Here is a 17,117-nt window from a genome sequence, read left to right as displayed (position 1 = left end):
CCCCCGGCGTTCGCCGGTGAGCTGGCAGCGCCCGCGCGGTCAACCGGTCGGAAGGTCCCGCCGGTACACCCCGTGCCACCAGATCGCCGCCAGTTCACGGGCGAACGCCGCGTCGCCGCTGGTGTCGTCGGGAAACGTCGCGACGTGGTCCGCGATGGCGACATCGCCGCCGATCACGATCACCCGACTGGCATGTACGACGTTCACGTCGGCCGGAGCGCGACCGGAGCGCTGCTCGGCGGTCAGTACCCGGGCCGTGTTCTCGATGAACCGGTTGAGCCCGTTCCGCCAGAATTCCCGTACGGCGGCGTCGTAGGCGGCGACCTCGTTGACCGCCGCGAGCACGGCGGCGTACTGCCGGTAGATCCCGACGACCTGTCCGAAGGCCTCCGTCAGGGCACCGGGCCCGGTGACCGGCTCCCAGGCGCTCGCGATGTCGAAGCCCGCCGTCCGCATCGTGCCGGCCAGCCGGATGAGCAGTTCGGACTTGTCCTTGAAGTGGGTGTAGAAGGTCGACCGGGCCACGCCGGCCTCGGCGGCGATCCGCTGCACCCCGAGGTCGGTGAAACTCGCCCCCTCGACCAGGAGCCGCTCGGTCGCGGCCAGCACCTGGGCCTCGACCGAGGCGCGATGATCAGGGTTCGGGGCACGACGCCGGGTTACCGATGGCATGCCAGGAAGTCTAGGTCGCGGACCAGGCGGCAGTTCCCCAGACACGGTGTCCGACCCGATGGTCGGACCTCGCCCGCCGGCCGCCCGGCGATCGGTCCGGAACAGCGACCAGCGGGGCCGCGAGAAGGGTCCACGGCCGGACCGGTCAGATCCAGCCGCGCTCGCGGGCGATCCGGACCGCCTCGATCCGGGTCCGGGCACCGGTCTTGCCCGCGATCCGGCAGAGGTGGTTCCGCACGGTTCCGGGCGACAGCGAGAGCTTGCTGGCGATGTCCACCACCGGCCATCCCTCGGCGGCGATCTCCAGCACATCCACCTCCCGTACGGTCAACGGGTTGTCGCGGTTGAGCGCCGCGACCACCAGGTCGGCGTCCACTACGGAGCCGCCGTGGGCGAGCCGGCGTACGGCCTCGACCACCCGCTCCGGTGCGACGTCGCTGCCCAGAAAGCCGAGCCGCTGGCACCGGGCCCGCAACGCGTCACCGAGCGCCTTCGGACGACGCGGGTCCACCAGCACGAGCACCGGGGGCGGGCCCGAGGGCGCGTCCCCGGCGGAGAGCACGCCGGCCCCGAAGAGCTTGGCGTCGGCAACGGCCACGTCGGGCCGCTGCGTCCGCAACGCCGTACCGATGTCCTCGGCCCGTTCGACCTCCGCCACGACCTCGATGTCCTCCTGAGTGGTCAGCACGAAGGCCAGAGCGCCACGGATGAGAGCGCCGTTCAGAGCGAGCAGCGTCCGAATCACGTTCCCCCCTGCTACACGTCATCGCTAGATCACCCCGCGTGAACATTCAAACACGAACCCGCCGAGTACGCCCGTTGAAGCGGCCGGTGCCGTCGGCGCGGCTAACGCGCCGACGGCACCGCGAGCGGGGCTCCGACCCCTGGTCGAACGGGGTGCCGAGGGGTGGGTTCGGCCATCTGGGAGCCGAACGAACGGTTGGCACTGTCAATGATTGGCAGTCACTCAGAGCCAACCGGCACGTTGGGCCTGCCGCACCGCCTCCAACCGGTTACGCGTTCCGGTCTTGCGCATGATCACCGACAGGTGGTTCCGCACGGTGCCGTGCGCCAGGAAGAGCCGCCGGGCGATCTCCTTCAGCGGAAGGCCCTCGGCGACGATCCGCAACACCTCCAGTTCACGGCCGGTCAACGGACTGTCCGGCGGGTTGAGCGCGGCGACGGCGGCCGTCGGGTCGAACACCCGCTCCCCGACCGCCACCGCGCGGACGAGCCGGGCCAGTTCCGCCGGCGGCAGGTTCTTGTCCACGAATCCCCGCGCCCCGGCTCTGATGGCCCGTTGCAGGGCCTCCGGCGTGAGCTGCGTGCTCAGCGCCAGTACCGCACTACGGGGTGCCACCTCGGCAAGCTGGGCGACCACGGCGAGCATGTCGACGCCCGGTAGTTCCAGGTCGACGACGACGACATCGGGTCGCCGCGCCCGGGCGACCGCCACGAGTTCGCCGGACTCGTGAAGGTCGGCCACCACGTCCAGGTCGTCCTCACTCGACAGCACCGCGCGCAGGGCCCCCCGTAACAAACCCATCTCCTCCACGATCACAATGCGGATCACGAAGTCACTCCGATCTCGGGTACACAACTCAACGACAACCTCGGCGTCCGGCCGGAAGTACCCGACCGAATCCGATCACGAGCACGATTGAGTACGGCACCGTCAGCCACCCGGGCGCCGTGTCTCGGCGAGCACGGCGACGGTGGAATGGACCGACGGGAGGCTTCCGTCGGCCGCCCAGGCAGGGAACGGACCCGACGGGAGCCGAGAATGGCCTGGAGAACAGGCCGACGGAGTGGGGTCAGCCGGGCAGAGCCGGCACGCCGGGCCAACGGCCGGCGCGGAGGACGTCCCCGGAGGAGAACGTCGGGTGGAACCGAGAAGGGGACTGCCAGGCGACCGCGGCCGGAATGGTGATCGACTGGCCGCTGTGCACGAGCACCGGGGTCGCCTGCTGACCCGCCGGCCCGGTGCCGTACGGCGGACTGGGCCCGAACGGCGGAGTGGGGTCGGCGACCCGGGCGGCACTTCGGCTCGTGGCCCTCGCCGCTCCGGTCTCGAAGATCCGATCGCCCTCCGGTGCCGGTGAGCCCGTCGGGCCGGACGCGGGAGTCAGGGCCGGTACGGCCGTCGCCGCCAGATCCGACCCTGGCAGTGGGGGCTGGGACGGCGCCGGATCGGTCAGCGGGAGCGGATGTACGGGCTGCGCCGTCCGCGCCGTCGACGGGAACACCGCACCGCCGCTCCTGCGCTCGGGCACGACGTTCATCACCGCCGGGACGGTCTCGACCACGCCGGGTACCGCACCCGCCAGCGGCGGCACCCGACCGATGATCTCGGGCACTGCCCCGGCCGCGGCCGGCAGCGCCTCGACCGCGGCCGGCAGCGCCTCGGGCAGCGCCCCGGCCAGGTCCGGCAACGCCGCCGCGGCGACGGGCGCCCGCTCCACGAGCGCCGGAGCCACACCCCGGGCCGTCGGCAGCTGGCCCACGACCGCCGGAACCACGTCCAGCAACCGTTCCGGCGTCGCCGGGTCCCGGGCGGACGTGCGCTGGTCCGGTAGTGCCCGAACGGCGGCCGCCCGGAGGGGAACGACCCGATCCGGTCCGCCCCGGGCCGGCACCGTCCGGACAGGAGTCTTCCGGTCCCGAACGTGCTGATCCGCGATGGACCGGACCTGGTCGACGGGGCTCGGAACGCTCCGGGTCCGGTCGGCCCCGCGCGCAGCGGTCCGGATCGGCTCGACCCGGCTCGGAGCGGTCCGATCCGGAGTGGTCCGGCCCCGTGCCGTCCGGTCCGGTCCGTTCGACGTTCGCTCGGGGCGGGTCGACGTTCGCTCGGGGCGGGTCGACGTTCGCTCGGGGCGGGTCGACGTTCGCTCGGGGCGGGCGGCCAGCCGGTCCCGTACCGGCGGCGCCTTCGCACCGGACGGAGTGTGATCGCCCAGGGGGCTGCGCGGCAGCGGTGACTCTGCTCCGGCCAGCGAGCCGAGCAGTCCCGGCCGGCTCTCCGGACCACTGCGGCCGTCCGCGAACGCCGGGCCGTCCAGCATGGTGAGCACGACGTATCCGACGAGCGCACCGCCGCCGAGCAGGGCCAGCCGGGCGAGCAGCCGGAGGAGGCGTACCGCCGGGCTCGGCCAGGCCGAACCCGGCACGCGCCGGACTGCTGTCACCGCGGCCATCTCGCGAAGGCGCTCCCTCGAATAGGCGGACAGGAACGAAATCGTAACGCAGTGTTTATCACGCCGCACGCGGTGCGGCGTCCTCCGGCTCGCGGGAGCACCGGTGAGCGCCCCGTTCACTCACGTGTCCTCGCCGACCGTCGGGGTTCGGCGGACCGGCTCCGTCCACCGACGTCTGGCTATGGTGGTCGGATGACGGCACCGGGCCCGACGACACTGCCCACTGTGCAGTTCCGGACCGGCGATGGCACGATCGACCTCGGCTGGGGGCATCCACATCCGGCCTCGTTGCCCGTCGACGCCTGGGGCGAGGCGACCGGGGCCGCGCTCCGCCGGTACGGCGCATCGGCGCTGACCTACGGCCATCCGACCGGGCCGGGGCCGTTGATCGAGTGGTTGTGCGGGCGGCTCGGCGAGGTGGACACCGCCGCACCCGATCCCACCCAGACGTTCGTCACCGCGGGCGCGTCGCACGCGCTCGACCTGATCGCGTCCATCCTCTGCCGACCGGGGGACGTCGTCCTGGTCGACTCGCCGACCTACCACCTCGCCCTGCGGGTCATCGCGGACCATCGGGTCGACATCGTGCCGGCCCCGGTCGACTCGGACGGCATCGATCCGGCCGCCACCGCCGAACTGGTCCGGGCCATCGGCCGGCAGGGACGGCGGGTGCCGATGCTCTACCTGGTGCCGACGTTCAACAACCCGACCGGGCGGTCGCTGCCGGCCGAACGCCGGTCCGCGCTGGTCACGGCGGCCCAACGGACCGGAATGACGCTGGTGGAGGACGACACCTACCGGGAGCTCGCGTACCCGGCGCCGGCGCCGGCCTCGCTGTTCGGCAGCGCCGAGATCGGCAGCGTGGTCCGGATCGGATCGTTCGCCAAGAGCGTCGCGCCCGGACTCCGGCTCGGCTGGCTGAACGCCGCCGCGCCGGTCGTCGACGCGCTCGCGGCCCGGGGTTATGTGCACAGCGGCGGCGGGGTCAACCACGCCAACGCGCTGACGCTGGCCGAGTTCGCGGCAGCCGGCTCGTACCGGCGACACGTCGAGGCGATCCGGTCCCGGTACCGTCGACAGCGCGACGAGCTGGTCACCGCCGTACGTCGGGACCTGCCGCAGGCCGAGTTCACCGTACCGGGCGGCGGATGGTTCCTCTGGCTACGGCTTCCCGCGCCGAGGGGCGGCACCGAACTGCTGCCCTACGCGGCGGCGGCCGGAGTCTCCTACCTGCCCGGACGGCAGTTCTTCGTGGCCGAGACCGGGCACCAGCACCTGCGGCTGTCCTTCTCACTGTTCGATCCGGAGACGCTGGCCGCCGGGGTGCGCCGGCTCGGCGAGGCGTACCAGGCCGCCGGGCTGCGGTCCGGGTCCGGCACGCCGCCCGACTGACCTCGCCGCCCGGGCTGACCTCCGCGCCGTCCGGCTCGACCAGCCGTACCGGTTGATCGGCCGGGAAGAAATTCGTCGCCACCGGTCAACCTTCGCCCCCTGGCCCGGGTCCTGATGGGTAGTCGACGGAAGCGGAGAACAGATGGCATCGGACGACGACGGATTCCGGGAGTTCGTCGACGCGCGCTACCCGGACCTGTTGCGGATGGCGTACCACCTGACCGGGTCGGCGGACGAGGCGGAGGACCTCGTGCAGGCCGCCCTGGTGAAGGTGATGCGCCGATGGCGGCGGGTCGACGAGCCGATGGCCTACCTGCGCCGGGTGATGGTCAATCAGCACATCAGCGTGTGGCGCCGGTACCGCGCCCGCGAGGTGGTCACCGCCGTACTGCCGGATCGGCCGGTACGGGACCTGGCGGACGGGGTCGCCGAGCGGCACGCGCTGCACCAGGCGATGCGGACGCTGGCGCCGCGTACCAGGGCGGTGATCGTGCTGCGTTACGTGGCCGACCTGCCGGAGGCGGAGGTCGCCGAGACGTTGGGCTGCTCCGTCGGCTCGGTCAAGAGCCGCGCGTCCCGGGGACTGGCCCGGTTGCGCGCGGCGTTGGAGACACCACCGCACGTGGTGCCGCACGGCGCGGCAATGCCGGCAAGGGGGAATCATGGTGCCTGACCAGCGGATCGGTCGGCTGTTGACCGAGATGACCGAGGACCTGACACCGCGACCGGATCCGTACGGCCGGGTGCTGGCCCGGCACCGCCGGGGCCGGCGGCGGGCGATCACCGGTACGTTCTGCGCGGTGGTCCTGGTCGCGGCCACCGGGGTGGCCATTGCCGGTACCGGGCCGGGCGGCTGGTCCGACGCACCGCCGGCCGCCACCCAGGAGCCCTGGGAGAACACGCTGGCCTGGGGAGATCGGCTGGCCCGGTCCGAACCGCGCGGTACGGTCGGCGCCGACGCCGGCTACGTCGCGACACTCGCCGACACCCTGATGGCAGAGCAGCGCGCCGGCCGGTTCGACCGGCTGACCGAACCGGTCCAGGAGGTACGGGTGCTGTTCGTCGACGACGTGGGCCCACACCGGGTCGCGCTCGCCGCGTTCGTCCGGGCCGAGCCCGTACCCCGCGGCGACTGGCCGAACGACCTGACCTGGATGGTGGCGGACCAGGGTGCCGGTGCGCAGGAGCTCGGCCGGACCGCCGCCGAGCGGGGTGCTGGCGACGGGTTGGCACCCTACGAGAGCCTCACGCTCGGCTTTCTCGACAAGCCGGACGAGTTGGGATACGTCGGCGTCGCACCCGAGGGCTGTGTCCTCGCCGCCGCCCCGATGACCTCGTTGGATACCTGGACACCGGAACCGACCGGCTCCTACCTGGTCCGACCTCCCGGTGCGGTGCGGCCGGAGTGGTTCCGGGTGAGTTGCGACGGCGTGATCCGACAGCAGTTTCCCAGTCCCGGCTCGACGGCGCCGGAGGGTGTCACCGACGAGCAGTTCGCGACCGCGATGTCCCGGGTCCGGGGAAAGATGGACGAGGCGAAGGCCCGGGGAGAGTTGAGCAGCGCCGTCGGCAGTTGGGGATACACCGTCACCGCACTGCCCACCGTGCTCTGGATCGGCCGGACGACCGGAGTCGGTGGTGCCGGCGAGGGCGACACCATGGTGCTGACCGCCCCGGCGGTCGGTGGCGGATGGCTGGGCCTGGTCGCGGTCGTCCACGACGCGCCGACGCCCGACGGCGTCATCACCAGTACGGTGCACTTCCACGCCCGGACCGACCCCGGCGGCGCGGGCCGGGTGCTCGGGGTCCACCTCGACCAGGAACCGGCACCCGGGCGGGACAGCACCAGACTGCTGGTCGTCGCCCCGTCCGGAGCCACCGAGGTACGCGCCATGCGCGACGGCCGCGAGGTGTCCCGGGTCCAGGTGCGGGACGGGGGCGTGCAGTTGACGGTGCCGGGCGCCGATGGGCTGGTCCTGGAGGCGGTGGACGGCACCGGGGCGATCCTCGGCACCGGCGAGATCGCCGACCCAGGGGCGCCCAGCGGCGAGATCGACAACTGGGACGAGGACTGAGCGGTCGGTCCTGTCGGGACGTACTCCGGCCGGTGGGGCGTCAGCTCTGCCGGCCGGAGCCGGTCAGCCGGCGCAGCGCCGGAGCGACGTTCCACTTTGCCGCTCCGGCCAGGTCCCGGGCGTGTTCGAACACCGTGTAGTCCGGCCGGGCGGCCCCCTCGGCGACGGCCCGGTCCAGGTCGTGGTCGCAGCGCATCAGTACGGTGTCGAAGTCCCGGCGTACCGGCTCCAGCAGTTCGTAGCCGAAGGAGCGGTACTGGCGGGCGAAGAGCGGCTTGTAGAGCCGGGCCCGCTCGTGCAGACCCGACGAGTACGACATCGGATTCTTCGGCCGATCGCGGATGTAGTCCGGCAGCATGTCGGCGAAGGCGTGCCGGAGGATCCACTTCTCCTGGCCGTCCCGCATCTTCAGGTCGACCGGCATCCGCATCGCCAACTCCACCAGCGCGGGGTCGAGGAACGGTACCCGGGTCTCCACCCCGTGCCCGAGGCTGGCCCGGTCGACCCGCTGCAACTCCGTACGACAGAGGTTGCGGATCTTGTGGAGGAAGAGCCGGCGGGCCGCCTCGGGGCCGACCTGGTGGTACATCGGATAGCCGCCGAAGAGTTCGTCCGAGCCGTCGCCGGTGAGCACCACCCGGACGCCGAGGTCCCGCACCCGCCGGAACAGCGGCACCGAGACCACCGCGTTGATGATGTCGCCGTATTCGGTGAGTTCGGAGATCCGGATGGCCTCCCGGACCTCTTCGAGCCGGATGGTCCGGGGGTTCAGCTCGATCACCTCGTGGTGCACCCCGAGGTCGGCGGTGAGCCGACGGGCGTAGCCCAGGTCCTCGCTGTCGGGGGTGCCGATGGTGAACGCCACGCAGTCGTGGTGCATCTGCCGGACGTGCAGCAGCGCGAGGGTGCTGTCCAGCCCGCCGGAGAGGATCACCCCGACGGTGAGGTCGGTGTCGACCCGGACCCGGATGCTCTCCGCCAGGGCCTCGCGGACCAGCCCGGCCGCCTCCTCGGGATCGCTGATCCGTGGTCCCGAGCCGAGCCGGGACAGGTCCACGTAGGGCACCAGGTCCGGCCCGGCGACGGCGTCGGCCCAGCCGTGGTGCCCCGGTGGCACCTCGGTGATCGGGGCGCCGACCGGCACCAGGGCCTTGACCTCGGAGGCGACGTGCAGCCGACGGAGGTGGCGTGACCAGTAGAGCGGTTTCACTCCCAGCGTGTCGCGGGCCAGGTAGACCCGTGCGGTCGCGGTGTCCGCGATCGCGAAGGCGAACTCGCCGCGCAACCGGGTGACCGCGTCCGGCCCCCAGGCCAGGAAGGCTTCCAGGACGACCTCGGTGTCGCTCGCGGTCCGCAGCGGGCGGCCGAGCCGGTCGAGTTCGGCGGCGAGTTCGCGGTGGTTGAAGATCTCGCCGTTGTAGCAGAGCAGCCAGCGGCCGTCCGCCGAGCGCCAGGGCTGCACCGCGTGCTCCCGGTCGACGATTCGCAACCGCTGGACCCCGGCCAGCAGATCGCTGTCGAGCCGGGTCTCCGCCAGGTCTCCGCGCGGCGCGAGCGCCGCCATCATCCGGTGGAAGGTGGGCCGGTCGGCGCCGGGGCCGAGGACGAGGGCGAGTCCACACATGACGATCAACCCCCCAGTGCGGTACGGAAGTCGCGCCGGAGCCGGCTGGCGGCGCGCGGGCTGACACAGACGTGCCAGGCCTGTCCCTCGTCGATCACGTTCACGTCGCCCCAGCCCTGCCGTTCCAGCAGTAGGGCGGCCAGCAGTCCGTGTGCGTCGAACCGGCGGAACCACGACATCTCGATGTCCACCGCGTAGCCAAGGCAGTGTCCACTCGGCAGCATCGCCGCGTACCCGAGTGCGCGGAGCCGGTGCTGGTGTTCGAGGCTGCGCGCGAGGCTGGTCACCCAGAGCGGCGGCGTACGGCCGGTACGTCGTCGGGCGAAGTCGACCGCGAGCTGGTTCAGCAGGGCGACCACCTCCGGACGGGTACGGGCGAACCGGAGTCCCGCCGTGTGTGGTGTCCGGTGCGGCCAGACCCGGCGTTCCACCGCCCGGGCAGCCCGGCTGACCAGTCCCTCGGCCTGCCGGCGGTACCGGAACCGGAGCAGTCCGCTGCGTCGCAGCGCGTCGAGGTCGACCAGGTCCGGCGAGTTCCAGAGCGTGGCGTCGGTCGGGTAGCCCGGCAGGTGTCCCCACCACATGATGTCGATCCGGGACAGCAGGTAGATCCTGATCAGGGCGGACAGGTCCCGGGCCGAGCTGCGGTTGTTCGGGCGGTAGTCGCGGACCTCGAGGCGCAGCCGCGCGGCGGCCTCGGCGGCACCGCCGGGCAGGGTGCCGAGCACGGTACCGAGTTCGGGACCGGTCATCCGGTCGGTCAGGATCGTCTCGAGCTTGGGCAGGTCGTCGGGGCCGGCGTGTCCCGCCACCTCGATCAGCAGATCCGCCACCGCCGCCCGGTACCTGACCAGATCCGGCACTGATACACCGGAGGTCGGATCGGGGCGCTTTCCTCTGGTCCGGGACGGAGATTTGACGTCTCGGGCGACCTCTTGGCTAGGCATGTCCGGCCTCTCCCCAGGTTCGACTCGATGCAGAGAGCGCTACTGAGTTGGACCGTAACACCCGATACATCAAGAAGATGGGGATTATTCCTATTAGAGCGTGATGAAACGATTCACGCCGAACGCTACGGGCTCAGGCTGAGTAGGCGTACTCGTGCCAGGACGGCCGGGTTGGGTAAGAGTCGACGACATGACCGACGTACGGCAGTCACGCCCGTCCGCGCCCCTCTGGACGGTGGCGCTCGCCGGTGCCACCGCGCTCGTCTACTGGGCGTTTCTCGGCTGGGACCAGCACAAGGACATCGATCCGGTGACGGGAGCGCAGACCGGGCCCTATCAGGCCTGGCAGGTCATCGGCCTCGGGCTGGTGCTGGCCCTGCTCGTCTTCGAGGCCGGTCGACGGGGCCGGCCCCTGCTGGCCAGCCTGGTGGTGTCGGTGGTACTCACCGTGTCGTTCGGAGTGGACGCCGCGACCGACGCGGACAGCGACGGGCTCTGGCCCATCGGCACCGCACTCGTCGCGATCGGTTCGCTGTTCGGTACCGGCGTGGTGGCCGGGATCGGCGCTCTCCTGGGGCGGCGACGCCGGGCACGCTGATGCCCGTACCGCCGCCCGACGACGCGCCGCTCAGCGCCTCCCGACGGTCTGGATGTTCGACTCGCCGTCGAGCAACGGGTCGGGGTCGGCCCGGCGGATCATGTACTGGGCGGTCAGCGTGTCGACGCCGGTTCCCCGGGCGCTGTTCGGTCGGTAGGTGACCGTGGCGGCGAGCGCCGACGCGGCCTCGACCACGCCGGCCCGCCAGGTGCCGGACCGGTAGACCCAGACCGGGTCGGTCGGTCGGTAACTGGCGGCGGAATCGATTTCGGCCGGGTCGCGTCGGTGCGGATCCACGGTGGGTACTGGCATATTCACTGCCCTCCTGACTCGGCGCCCGGTGTCGTCTCAATCAGTTCACGCGGCACGGTTGACGTACCCGGTAGCCGGCCGGCCAGGGTGCCCGGCAAGCTGAACGGCGCGGTGGCCGGCGCACAGCGGGATGGCAGCGGCCCGGCGGCCCGGACGGCGACCGAGCCGCTGTCGTCGACCCGGGACAGCCGGCCCCGGCCGGTCTTCACCCGGTACATCGCGGCGTCGGCCAGGTTCAGCGCCTCGGCCAGTTGGGCACAACCGTGCACCGGGGCGAGGCCGATCGAGGCCGTCACCCGCAGATCCCGTTCGGCGAGTTGGATCGGCGCCGACACGACCTCGGCCAACCGTCGCGCGGCCTGGTGCAGCCAGCGCCCGTCGCTCCGGACCCCGGTCAGCAGTCCGGCGAACTCGTCGCCGCCGAGCCGGGCGACCAGGTTGTCGTTGCCGGCGTACGCGGCGAATCGCCAGGCGACCGCGATCAGCACCTGGTCGCCGGCGGCGTGGCCGAAGCGGTCGTTGATCTGCTTGAAGTCGTCGAGGTCGAGGACCACCGCGACCAGTGGCGGCCGGCCGGGGTCGGCGACCAGGGCGGCACCGATCTGGTAGAAGGCCCGTCGGTTCGGCAGCCCGGTCAGCGGATCGTGGCTGGCCGCGTGCCGCTCCGCCTGGAGTTCCTCGCGGAGTCGCACCACCTCGGCCTCTGCCGTCCGGACCCGGCTGCGCATCCGCCAGGCCGCGCCGAATCCCGCTACCGCGGCAGCGCCGGCCGCGAGGGTGAAGGGGTCCACTGTGGTGTGTCCCTTCAGGAGGCCCGGGACGGGTCGCGGGACGGACCGCCACCCTGTCCGAAGGCTGGTAGCGGGGTCGCGTTCATGACTGTCCGTGATCGAAGTTCGCCTACCCCAGCACGGGCCGGAACCGCTTCGTTGCGATGTGTTGGCGACCATCTGCCCAGGCCGGCGGGCATAAAGGCGCTCCCACCTGCTCTCCAACACTGCCGCTGCGCTGGCAATGGCTCCCCGCCTCCGTCACGAAAAGTGAACAAACGGACACACCCTTACAAGCGCTATCATGCTCGCTGTCAGGTGCAGGCGCAAGAGCGAATGCACGTGCAGATGGTCATGCAGACGTGGCCTGACGACGGTGCCACCCACCGTCACGGCTGAGGACGCGTCCACGGGGAGGGATCTGCACAGCCGGGCCTACGCGACGCCCACCACCAGCCATCCGGGATCTCCAGAAAGACTCCGATGAATCAGACCTACAACGGCATGTCCACCGGCGAGCTACCCGCTGTCGCGTGGAAGAAGAGCCGGCGCAGCAACCCAAGCGGAAACTGCGTCGAGATGGCCGAGCTGCCCGGCGGCGCCGGCATCGCCATCCGGAACTCGCGCGACCCCGACGGACCGGCGCTGATCTACACGACCGACGAGATCGCCGCCTTCATCCTCGGCGCCCGGGACGGCGACTTCGATCACCTCATCCAGTAGCGCCGGTTCCTCGGCGTCCAGGGTGCCCCCGCACCCCGGCCGCCGACACCGGCCCCGTTCTACTCCACACCTTCAGGCCCACCGGCTGGACGACGGTCGAGAAAAATAGCGCGGTCGGTCTACCCTCCTCACCGTCATGCCATGGCATGCTTACCGACGGATTTGGGCCCAGCCCCCGGCGGGCTGCGTCGAGCATGCGGAGGCAACACGTGACAATGGCTCCATCCGGCCATGGTTCCGTCCCGGACGGCGAGGTGGCCGACACCGCGTCAGCCCTCGGCGACGGGCCGGTCTATGCGGGTGGGGCTGCCGCCGACGCCGCGATGGCCGGCGGCCCGACCGTGCTGCGCATCCTGCTCGGCAGCCAGCTACGCAAGTTGCGTGAGGCCCGAGGCGTCAGCCGCGACGACGCGGGCTGGGAAATCCGCTCGTCCGGTTCCAAGATCAGCCGGATGGAGCTGGGCCGCGTGGGATTCAAGGAGCGCGACGTCGCGGACCTGCTGACCCTCTACCAGGTCACCGACGAGGCCGAGCGGGCCTCGCTGCTCGCCCTCGCCCGCCAGGCCAACACCCCGGGATGGTGGCACCGGTACGGCGACGTCCTGCCGCACTGGTTCCAGTCGTACCTCGGGCTGGAGGCCTCGGCCGCCCTGATCCGGACGTACGAGGTCCAGTACATCCCCGGTCTGCTCCAGACCCGGGAGTACGCCCGTGCCGTGGTGCTGCTCGCCCACGACGGCGCCCCGGAAGAGGAGATCAACCGTCGGGTCGAGCTGCGGATGGACCGGCAGAAGGTGCTGATCCGACCCGGCGCCCCGCAACTGTGGGTCGTGGTGGACGAGGCGGCGCTGCGCCGACCGATCGGCGGCCTCGACGTGATGCGGGGCCAGATCGCGCACCTCATCGAGGTAGCCAAGCTGCCCAACGTCACCGTGCAGGTGATCCCCTTCCTGGCCGGTGGGCACGCCGCGGCCGGAGGCGCGTTCAGCCTGCTCCGGTTCCCCGACCAGGAACTGCCCGACGTGGTCTACATGGAACAGCTCACCAGCGCGCTCTACCTCGACAAGCGCGACGACGTGGACTACTACGCCGCGGCGATGGAGCGGCTGTGCGTCGAGGCCAACTCGCCGGCCGACACCCCGACGTTCCTCCGGGCCACCCAGCGCGCCCTGGAATCCACCGGCTCCTGACCAACGCCGTCTGCCGGCATAGCAACAACCGGATGCCGTCCGGGGCGCAGCAACACCCGGCTACCGCCCGGGCGCACCAAGCGGATGCCGTCCGAGCAAACCCCGAGGGTCCGGCGCGGCGGGATGCCGTCCGGCCCGATGCCGTCCGGGCGCATTCGGCGCTCCGAGGCGTACGCCGGCACCGGATGGGCCACACTACCGGTATGAAATCGCGCCGGCTCGACGGTGCCGTCGCCCTGGTCACCGGCGCCTCGTCCGGGATCGGCGCGGCGGCGGCCCGACGACTGGCCGATGCCGGCGCGCGGGTCTACCTCAGCGGCCGGGACGCCGAGCGCCTCGCGGAGGCCGCCGAACTCTCCGGCGGTACGGCGATCCCCTGCGACCTCACCGACCCGGACCGGACCGCCGACCTGGCCGCCCGGGTCCTCGACCTCGCCGGTCGGGTGGACATCCTGGTCAACAACGCGGGCCAGGGCTGGGCCGGTCCGATCACCGGGATGACCGACGCCGAGATCCAGTCCCTGGTCGCCGCGAACCTGACCGCCCCGATGCTGCTGTCCCGGGCCGTGCTGCCCGGCATGCTGTCCCGGGGCACCGGCCATCTCGGCTTCGTCGGCTCGATCGCCGGCCGACTCGGGGTACGCGAAGAGGCGGTGTACGCGGGCACGAAGGCGGGACTCAGCGTCTTCGCCGACAGCCTGCGCAAGGAGGTGACCGGTCGGGGAATCGTGGTCACCGAACTCGTTCCGGCGGTCGTGGACACCCCGTTCTTCCTTCGCCGGGGTCGCCCGTACCCACGTCGACGTCCCCGGCCCGTACCACCGGACCGTGCCGCCGCCGCCCTGGTCGGTGGGATGCTCAGCGGCCGGCACGAGGTGTGCCTACCGCGCTGGATGTACCTGCCGATCGCCGTCCGGGCCACCCTGCCGGCCACCTACCGGCGGCTCGCCGACCGGTTCGGCTGAGGGCGGATGTGTTAGGAAGGGGCCCTTCTTCTACTGAAAACGCTAATAGGGGGCCCTTCCTTACACCCCTCAGTTGGCGCGGACCGCGCGGAGTGACTCCCGGAGCGAGGACATCGTGGCCAGCACCGCCGTCGGCTCGTACCCGCAGTGGGCCATGCAGTTGGCGCAGCGCGGATCCTTGCCCCGGCCGTACGCCGACCACTCGGTGGTCTCGACCAACTCCTTGTACGACTGCGCGTACCCGTCCCCGAGCAGGTAGCAGGGACGCTGCCAGCCGAACAGGGAGTACGACGGGATGGCCCAGGCGGTGCACTTGAAGTCGATCCGGCCCTCGAGGAAGTCCAGGAACAGCGGCGAGTGGTTCAGCCGCCACTTCTTCCGGCGCCCCTCGGCGAACGCCTTCTTGAACATCGCCCGGGTCTCCGTCACCCCCAGGAAGTGCTCCTGGTCCGGCGCCTTGTCGTAGGCGTACGCCGGGGAGAGCATCATCTGGTCGACGCCGAGATCGTCGTTGAGGTAGTCGAGCACCTCGATCACGGTCTGCGGGGTGTCGGTGGAGAAGAAGGTCGTGTTGCTGGTGACCCGGAAGCCCTTCCGTTTCGCCTCGCGTACCGCCTCCACCGCCTCGTCGAAGACGCCGTCCTTGCAGACCGACGCGTCGTGCCGCTCCCGCAGGCCGTCGATGTGCACGGCGAAGGAGAAGTAGCGGGACGGGGTGAACTTGTGCAGCTTCTTGCGCAGCAGCGCCGCGTTCGTGCAGAGGAAGACGTACTTGCGACGCCGGACCAGTTCGGCGACCAGCTTGTCGATGTCCGGATGCATCAGCGGTTCGCCGCCGGCGATCGAGACCATCGGCGCCCCGCACTCCTCGATCGCCGCGAGCGCCTGCTCCACCGGCATCCGCCGCTTCAGTACGTCCGCCGGATGCTGGATCTTGCCGCAGCCGGCGCAGGCGAGGTTGCAGGCGAAGAGTGGTTCCAGTTCGACGAGCAACGGGAAGTGGGTCCGGCGGCGCAGCTTCTGCTCCAGCAGATAGCGGCCCACCCGAATGCTCTGCCGCAGTGGCATACCCATCTCAGCACCCCGTCCCGGTCGGTCCGGCCGCCCTGCCGCCGGTCATGCGATCTGATGAAATGCCCTGCCGAATGCTCCCCGTCATGGCGTTCGGATCTCCTTGGGAAGGGTGAAATGCACGTCCTCGGTACGGGTGGTGTGCTCCCGTACCGAGTCGGCGCCGAGCCCGGTCAACGCCGCGACGGTCTGGTCGACCAGTCGGGGCGGCGCCGAGGCACCGGCGGTCACGCCGATCGTCCGTACCCCGGCGAGCCAGCGGAGGTCGACCGCGTCGACGTCGTCGACCAGGTACGCCGGGGTCCCGCCGCGCTCGGTCACCTCCACCAGCCGCCGGGAGTTCGAGGAGTTCTCCGAGCCGAGTACCAGCACCACGTCGGCGACGGCGGCCACCTCGCGCAACGCCGCCTGCCGGTTCGTGGTGGCGTAGCAGATGTCGTCGGAGGACGGCCCGGTCAGCGCCGGGAAGCGGCGCCGGAGCACGTCCAGGACCCCGGCGACCTCATCGACCGCGAGGGTGGTCTGCACCAGGTACGAGACCCGGTCCGGGTCGGCGACCTCGATCCGTTCCGCGTCCCGGACGGTCTCGACCAGGGCGATCCGGCCCGGCGCCTCGCCGAGGGTGCCCTCGGTCTCCTCGTGGCCGGCGTGTCCGATCAGCAGCACGGTGTTGCCCCGCCCGGCGAACCGGCGGGCCTCGCTGTGCACCTTGCTCACCAGCGGGCAGGTGGCGTCGATGACCGGCAGTCCCCGCTCGGCGGCGGCGCCCCGGACCGCGGGTGCCACCCCGTGCGCGGAGAAGACCGTGAGCGCACCCTCGGGGATCTCGGTCAGCTCGTCGACGAAGACCGCGCCCCGGCGCTGGAGGTCGGCGATGACGTGCGCGTTGTGCACGATCTGCTTGCGCACGTAGACCGGTGGGCCGTGCCGGTCCAGCGCCTGCTCCACCGTGCTGATCGCCCGCTCCACTCCGGCGCAGAACGAGCGCGGCGAGGCCAGAACCACCTGCCGGGCGGTGGTCGCCTCGGCCCATTCGACGAGCGCCGGGGCGATTTCCGGAAGGACCCGGAGGGCGGCGGCGACCCGGCCCAGGGTCGCGGGCCGGTAGAGCGGATGCGGCGGCACGTCGGCGACCACCCGGACGCAGGCGGTGGGCCGGCCGGCCGCTCCGGCCAGCAACGCCGCCGACTCGGTGTCCACCGCCAAGGCGCCGGTGGCCGCCAACCGGTCCCGCATCCGGCCGTCGACCAGCCGCCGGCTGGTGACCACGGGTCCGGTGTGGACGGTCAGGCCGCGTCGGCGAAGGGCCTCGGCGATCATCGGGGCCGCCGGACAGAACACCGGGGCACCGCCCTGCACGCCGGCCCGACGTACCTCGGTGGCCACCACCACGTCCCCGGTGCGCAGCGTCGGCACCAGGCCGCCGGCGATCCCGGCCACCGCCAGCGCGGCGGTGTCGCGGTAGCCGGCGGCGACCCGGGTGGCCCGGGCCGGTCCCCGACCGGTACGCCGCAGCGGGGCGTCCGGCGGCAGGCCCCGGCGCAGCGCCCGGGCCTCGACTCGCATCGGTGCGAAGAGCAC

16 protein-coding genes and 1 pseudogene are annotated in these 17,117 nt (G+C 71.8%); 7 read left to right on the top strand and 10 right to left on the bottom strand.

From position 1 onward, the window contains the following. Nucleotides 1-39: 39 nt before the first annotated feature. From H4W31_RS28485 to H4W31_RS28470, 4 genes are all read right to left on the bottom strand, one after another. Entirely contained in the window at nucleotides 40-672 is a 633-nt protein-coding gene (locus H4W31_RS28485; RefSeq protein ID WP_192769442.1) for a TetR/AcrR family transcriptional regulator, read from the bottom strand. Nucleotides 673-817: 145 nt separating this feature from the next. Continuing rightward, complete coding sequence (locus tag H4W31_RS28480; protein WP_192769441.1) at nucleotides 818-1,417, bottom strand: response regulator transcription factor; 600 nt, start codon at nucleotides 1,415-1,417, stop codon at nucleotides 818-820. 222 nt (nucleotides 1,418-1,639) lie between these two features. Next, nucleotides 1,640-2,245 (bottom strand): response regulator, encoded by a 606-nt coding sequence (locus tag H4W31_RS28475; RefSeq protein ID WP_192769440.1) that lies wholly within the window; start codon nucleotides 2,243-2,245, stop codon nucleotides 1,640-1,642. Nucleotides 2,246-2,486: 241 nt separating this feature from the next. Continuing rightward, a complete protein-coding gene (locus tag H4W31_RS28470) occupies nucleotides 2,487-3,860 on the bottom strand; it encodes a hypothetical protein (protein ID WP_192769439.1) in 1,374 nt (457 codons plus the stop codon). Nucleotides 3,861-4,061: 201 nt separating this feature from the next. On the opposite strand from H4W31_RS28470, the gene H4W31_RS28465 reads away from it, so the two are divergent. From H4W31_RS28465 to H4W31_RS28455, 3 genes are all read left to right on the top strand, one after another. Continuing rightward, on the top strand, nucleotides 4,062-5,261 hold the full coding sequence (locus H4W31_RS28465; RefSeq protein WP_192769438.1) for an aminotransferase-like domain-containing protein: 1,200 nt from the start codon (nucleotides 4,062-4,064) through the stop codon (nucleotides 5,259-5,261). 142 nt (nucleotides 5,262-5,403) lie between these two features. Further along, a complete protein-coding gene (locus H4W31_RS28460; RefSeq protein ID WP_192769437.1) occupies nucleotides 5,404-5,934 on the top strand; it encodes a SigE family RNA polymerase sigma factor in 531 nt (176 codons plus the stop codon). Then, the gene (locus tag H4W31_RS28455) at nucleotides 5,924-7,336 is read left to right on the top strand and encodes a hypothetical protein (protein ID WP_192769436.1); all 1,413 of its coding nucleotides are present in this window, start codon (nucleotides 5,924-5,926) and stop codon (nucleotides 7,334-7,336) included. Before H4W31_RS28460 ends, H4W31_RS28455 begins: the two co-directional genes overlap by 11 nt. Nucleotides 7,337-7,376: 40 nt before the next feature. Here H4W31_RS28455 and H4W31_RS28450 read toward each other — a convergent pair whose 3' ends face one another. Next, entirely contained in the window at nucleotides 7,377-8,960 is a 1,584-nt protein-coding gene (locus H4W31_RS28450) for an asparagine synthetase B family protein (protein ID WP_192769435.1), read from the bottom strand. Between the two features lie 5 nt (nucleotides 8,961-8,965). Continuing rightward, on the bottom strand, nucleotides 8,966-9,907 hold the full coding sequence (locus H4W31_RS28445) for a hypothetical protein (protein WP_192769434.1): 942 nt from the start codon (nucleotides 9,905-9,907) through the stop codon (nucleotides 8,966-8,968). Between the two features lie 190 nt (nucleotides 9,908-10,097). Between H4W31_RS28445 and H4W31_RS28440 the strand changes: the two genes are divergently transcribed. After that, complete coding sequence (locus tag H4W31_RS28440) at nucleotides 10,098-10,505, top strand: hypothetical protein (protein ID WP_192769433.1); 408 nt, start codon at nucleotides 10,098-10,100, stop codon at nucleotides 10,503-10,505. 30 nt (nucleotides 10,506-10,535) lie between these two features. Here H4W31_RS28440 and H4W31_RS28435 read toward each other — a convergent pair whose 3' ends face one another. Beyond that, the gene (locus H4W31_RS28435; RefSeq protein WP_192769432.1) at nucleotides 10,536-10,817 is read right to left on the bottom strand and encodes a hypothetical protein; all 282 of its coding nucleotides are present in this window, start codon (nucleotides 10,815-10,817) and stop codon (nucleotides 10,536-10,538) included. A gap of 200 nt (nucleotides 10,818-11,017) precedes the next feature. Continuing rightward, a pseudogene (locus H4W31_RS28430) lies at nucleotides 11,018-11,608 on the bottom strand (GGDEF domain-containing protein); the annotation flags it as partial. A 462-nt stretch (nucleotides 11,609-12,070) separates the two neighbouring features. Here H4W31_RS28430 and H4W31_RS28425 point away from each other — a divergent pair. The 3 genes from H4W31_RS28425 (at nucleotide 12,071) to H4W31_RS28415 (ending at nucleotide 14,465) form a co-directional block, all read left to right on the top strand. Then, nucleotides 12,071-12,310 (top strand): DUF397 domain-containing protein, encoded by a 240-nt coding sequence (locus H4W31_RS28425; RefSeq protein WP_192769431.1) that lies wholly within the window; start codon nucleotides 12,071-12,073, stop codon nucleotides 12,308-12,310. 323 nt (nucleotides 12,311-12,633) lie between these two features. Continuing rightward, complete coding sequence (locus H4W31_RS28420) at nucleotides 12,634-13,500, top strand: helix-turn-helix domain-containing protein (protein WP_192772460.1); 867 nt, start codon at nucleotides 12,634-12,636, stop codon at nucleotides 13,498-13,500. A gap of 203 nt (nucleotides 13,501-13,703) precedes the next feature. Beyond that, nucleotides 13,704-14,465 carry an SDR family NAD(P)-dependent oxidoreductase gene (locus tag H4W31_RS28415; protein WP_192769430.1) on the top strand — a complete coding sequence of 254 codons (762 nt, stop codon included), beginning with the start codon at nucleotides 13,704-13,706 and terminating at the stop codon, nucleotides 14,463-14,465. A gap of 69 nt (nucleotides 14,466-14,534) precedes the next feature. Here H4W31_RS28415 and hpnH read toward each other — a convergent pair whose 3' ends face one another. Together hpnH and ispH are read right to left on the bottom strand one after the other, a co-directional pair. After that, nucleotides 14,535-15,539, bottom strand: coding sequence for an adenosyl-hopene transferase HpnH (hpnH, locus tag H4W31_RS28410; RefSeq protein WP_192769429.1), 1,005 nt, complete (start codon nucleotides 15,537-15,539; stop codon nucleotides 14,535-14,537). A gap of 81 nt (nucleotides 15,540-15,620) precedes the next feature. Then, a complete protein-coding gene (ispH, locus tag H4W31_RS28405; RefSeq protein ID WP_192772459.1) occupies nucleotides 15,621-17,102 on the bottom strand; it encodes a 4-hydroxy-3-methylbut-2-enyl diphosphate reductase in 1,482 nt (493 codons plus the stop codon). Nucleotides 17,103-17,117 lie beyond the last annotated feature (15 nt).

The organism is Plantactinospora soyae (assembly GCF_014874095.1).
Lineage (GTDB): Bacteria > Actinomycetota > Actinomycetes > Mycobacteriales > Micromonosporaceae > Plantactinospora > Plantactinospora soyae.
The sequence above is the reverse complement of the archived record's forward strand: the minus strand, read 5'-3'. Positions and strand labels throughout refer to the sequence as shown.

Bases quoted from the DNA above. Each gene is read 5' to 3' on its own strand.
- H4W31_RS28485 (WP_192769442.1), bottom strand. From the start codon at position 672: ATGCCATCGGTAACCCGGCGTCGTGCCCCGAACCCTGATCATCGCGCC.
- H4W31_RS28445 (WP_192769434.1), bottom strand. From the start codon at position 9,907: ATGCCTAGCCAAGAGGTCGCCCGAGACGTCAAATCTCCGTCCCGGACC.
- hpnH (WP_192769429.1), bottom strand. From the start codon at position 15,539: ATGGGTATGCCACTGCGGCAGAGCATTCGGGTGGGCCGCTATCTGCTG.
- H4W31_RS28415 (WP_192769430.1), top strand. From the start codon at position 13,704: ATGAAATCGCGCCGGCTCGACGGTGCCGTCGCCCTGGTCACCGGCGCC.
- H4W31_RS28420 (WP_192772460.1), top strand. From the start codon at position 12,634: ATGGCCGGCGGCCCGACCGTGCTGCGCATCCTGCTCGGCAGCCAGCTA.
- H4W31_RS28455 (WP_192769436.1), top strand. From the start codon at position 5,924: ATGGTGCCTGACCAGCGGATCGGTCGGCTGTTGACCGAGATGACCGAG.
- H4W31_RS28460 (WP_192769437.1), top strand. From the start codon at position 5,404: ATGGCATCGGACGACGACGGATTCCGGGAGTTCGTCGACGCGCGCTAC.
- H4W31_RS28435 (WP_192769432.1), bottom strand. From the start codon at position 10,817: ATGCCAGTACCCACCGTGGATCCGCACCGACGCGACCCGGCCGAAATC.
- H4W31_RS28425 (WP_192769431.1), top strand. From the start codon at position 12,071: ATGAATCAGACCTACAACGGCATGTCCACCGGCGAGCTACCCGCTGTC.
- H4W31_RS28440 (WP_192769433.1), top strand. From the start codon at position 10,098: ATGACCGACGTACGGCAGTCACGCCCGTCCGCGCCCCTCTGGACGGTG.
- ispH (WP_192772459.1), bottom strand. From the start codon at position 17,102: ATGCGAGTCGAGGCCCGGGCGCTGCGCCGGGGCCTGCCGCCGGACGCC.
- H4W31_RS28465 (WP_192769438.1), top strand. From the start codon at position 4,062: ATGACGGCACCGGGCCCGACGACACTGCCCACTGTGCAGTTCCGGACC.
- H4W31_RS28450 (WP_192769435.1), bottom strand. From the start codon at position 8,960: ATGTGTGGACTCGCCCTCGTCCTCGGCCCCGGCGCCGACCGGCCCACC.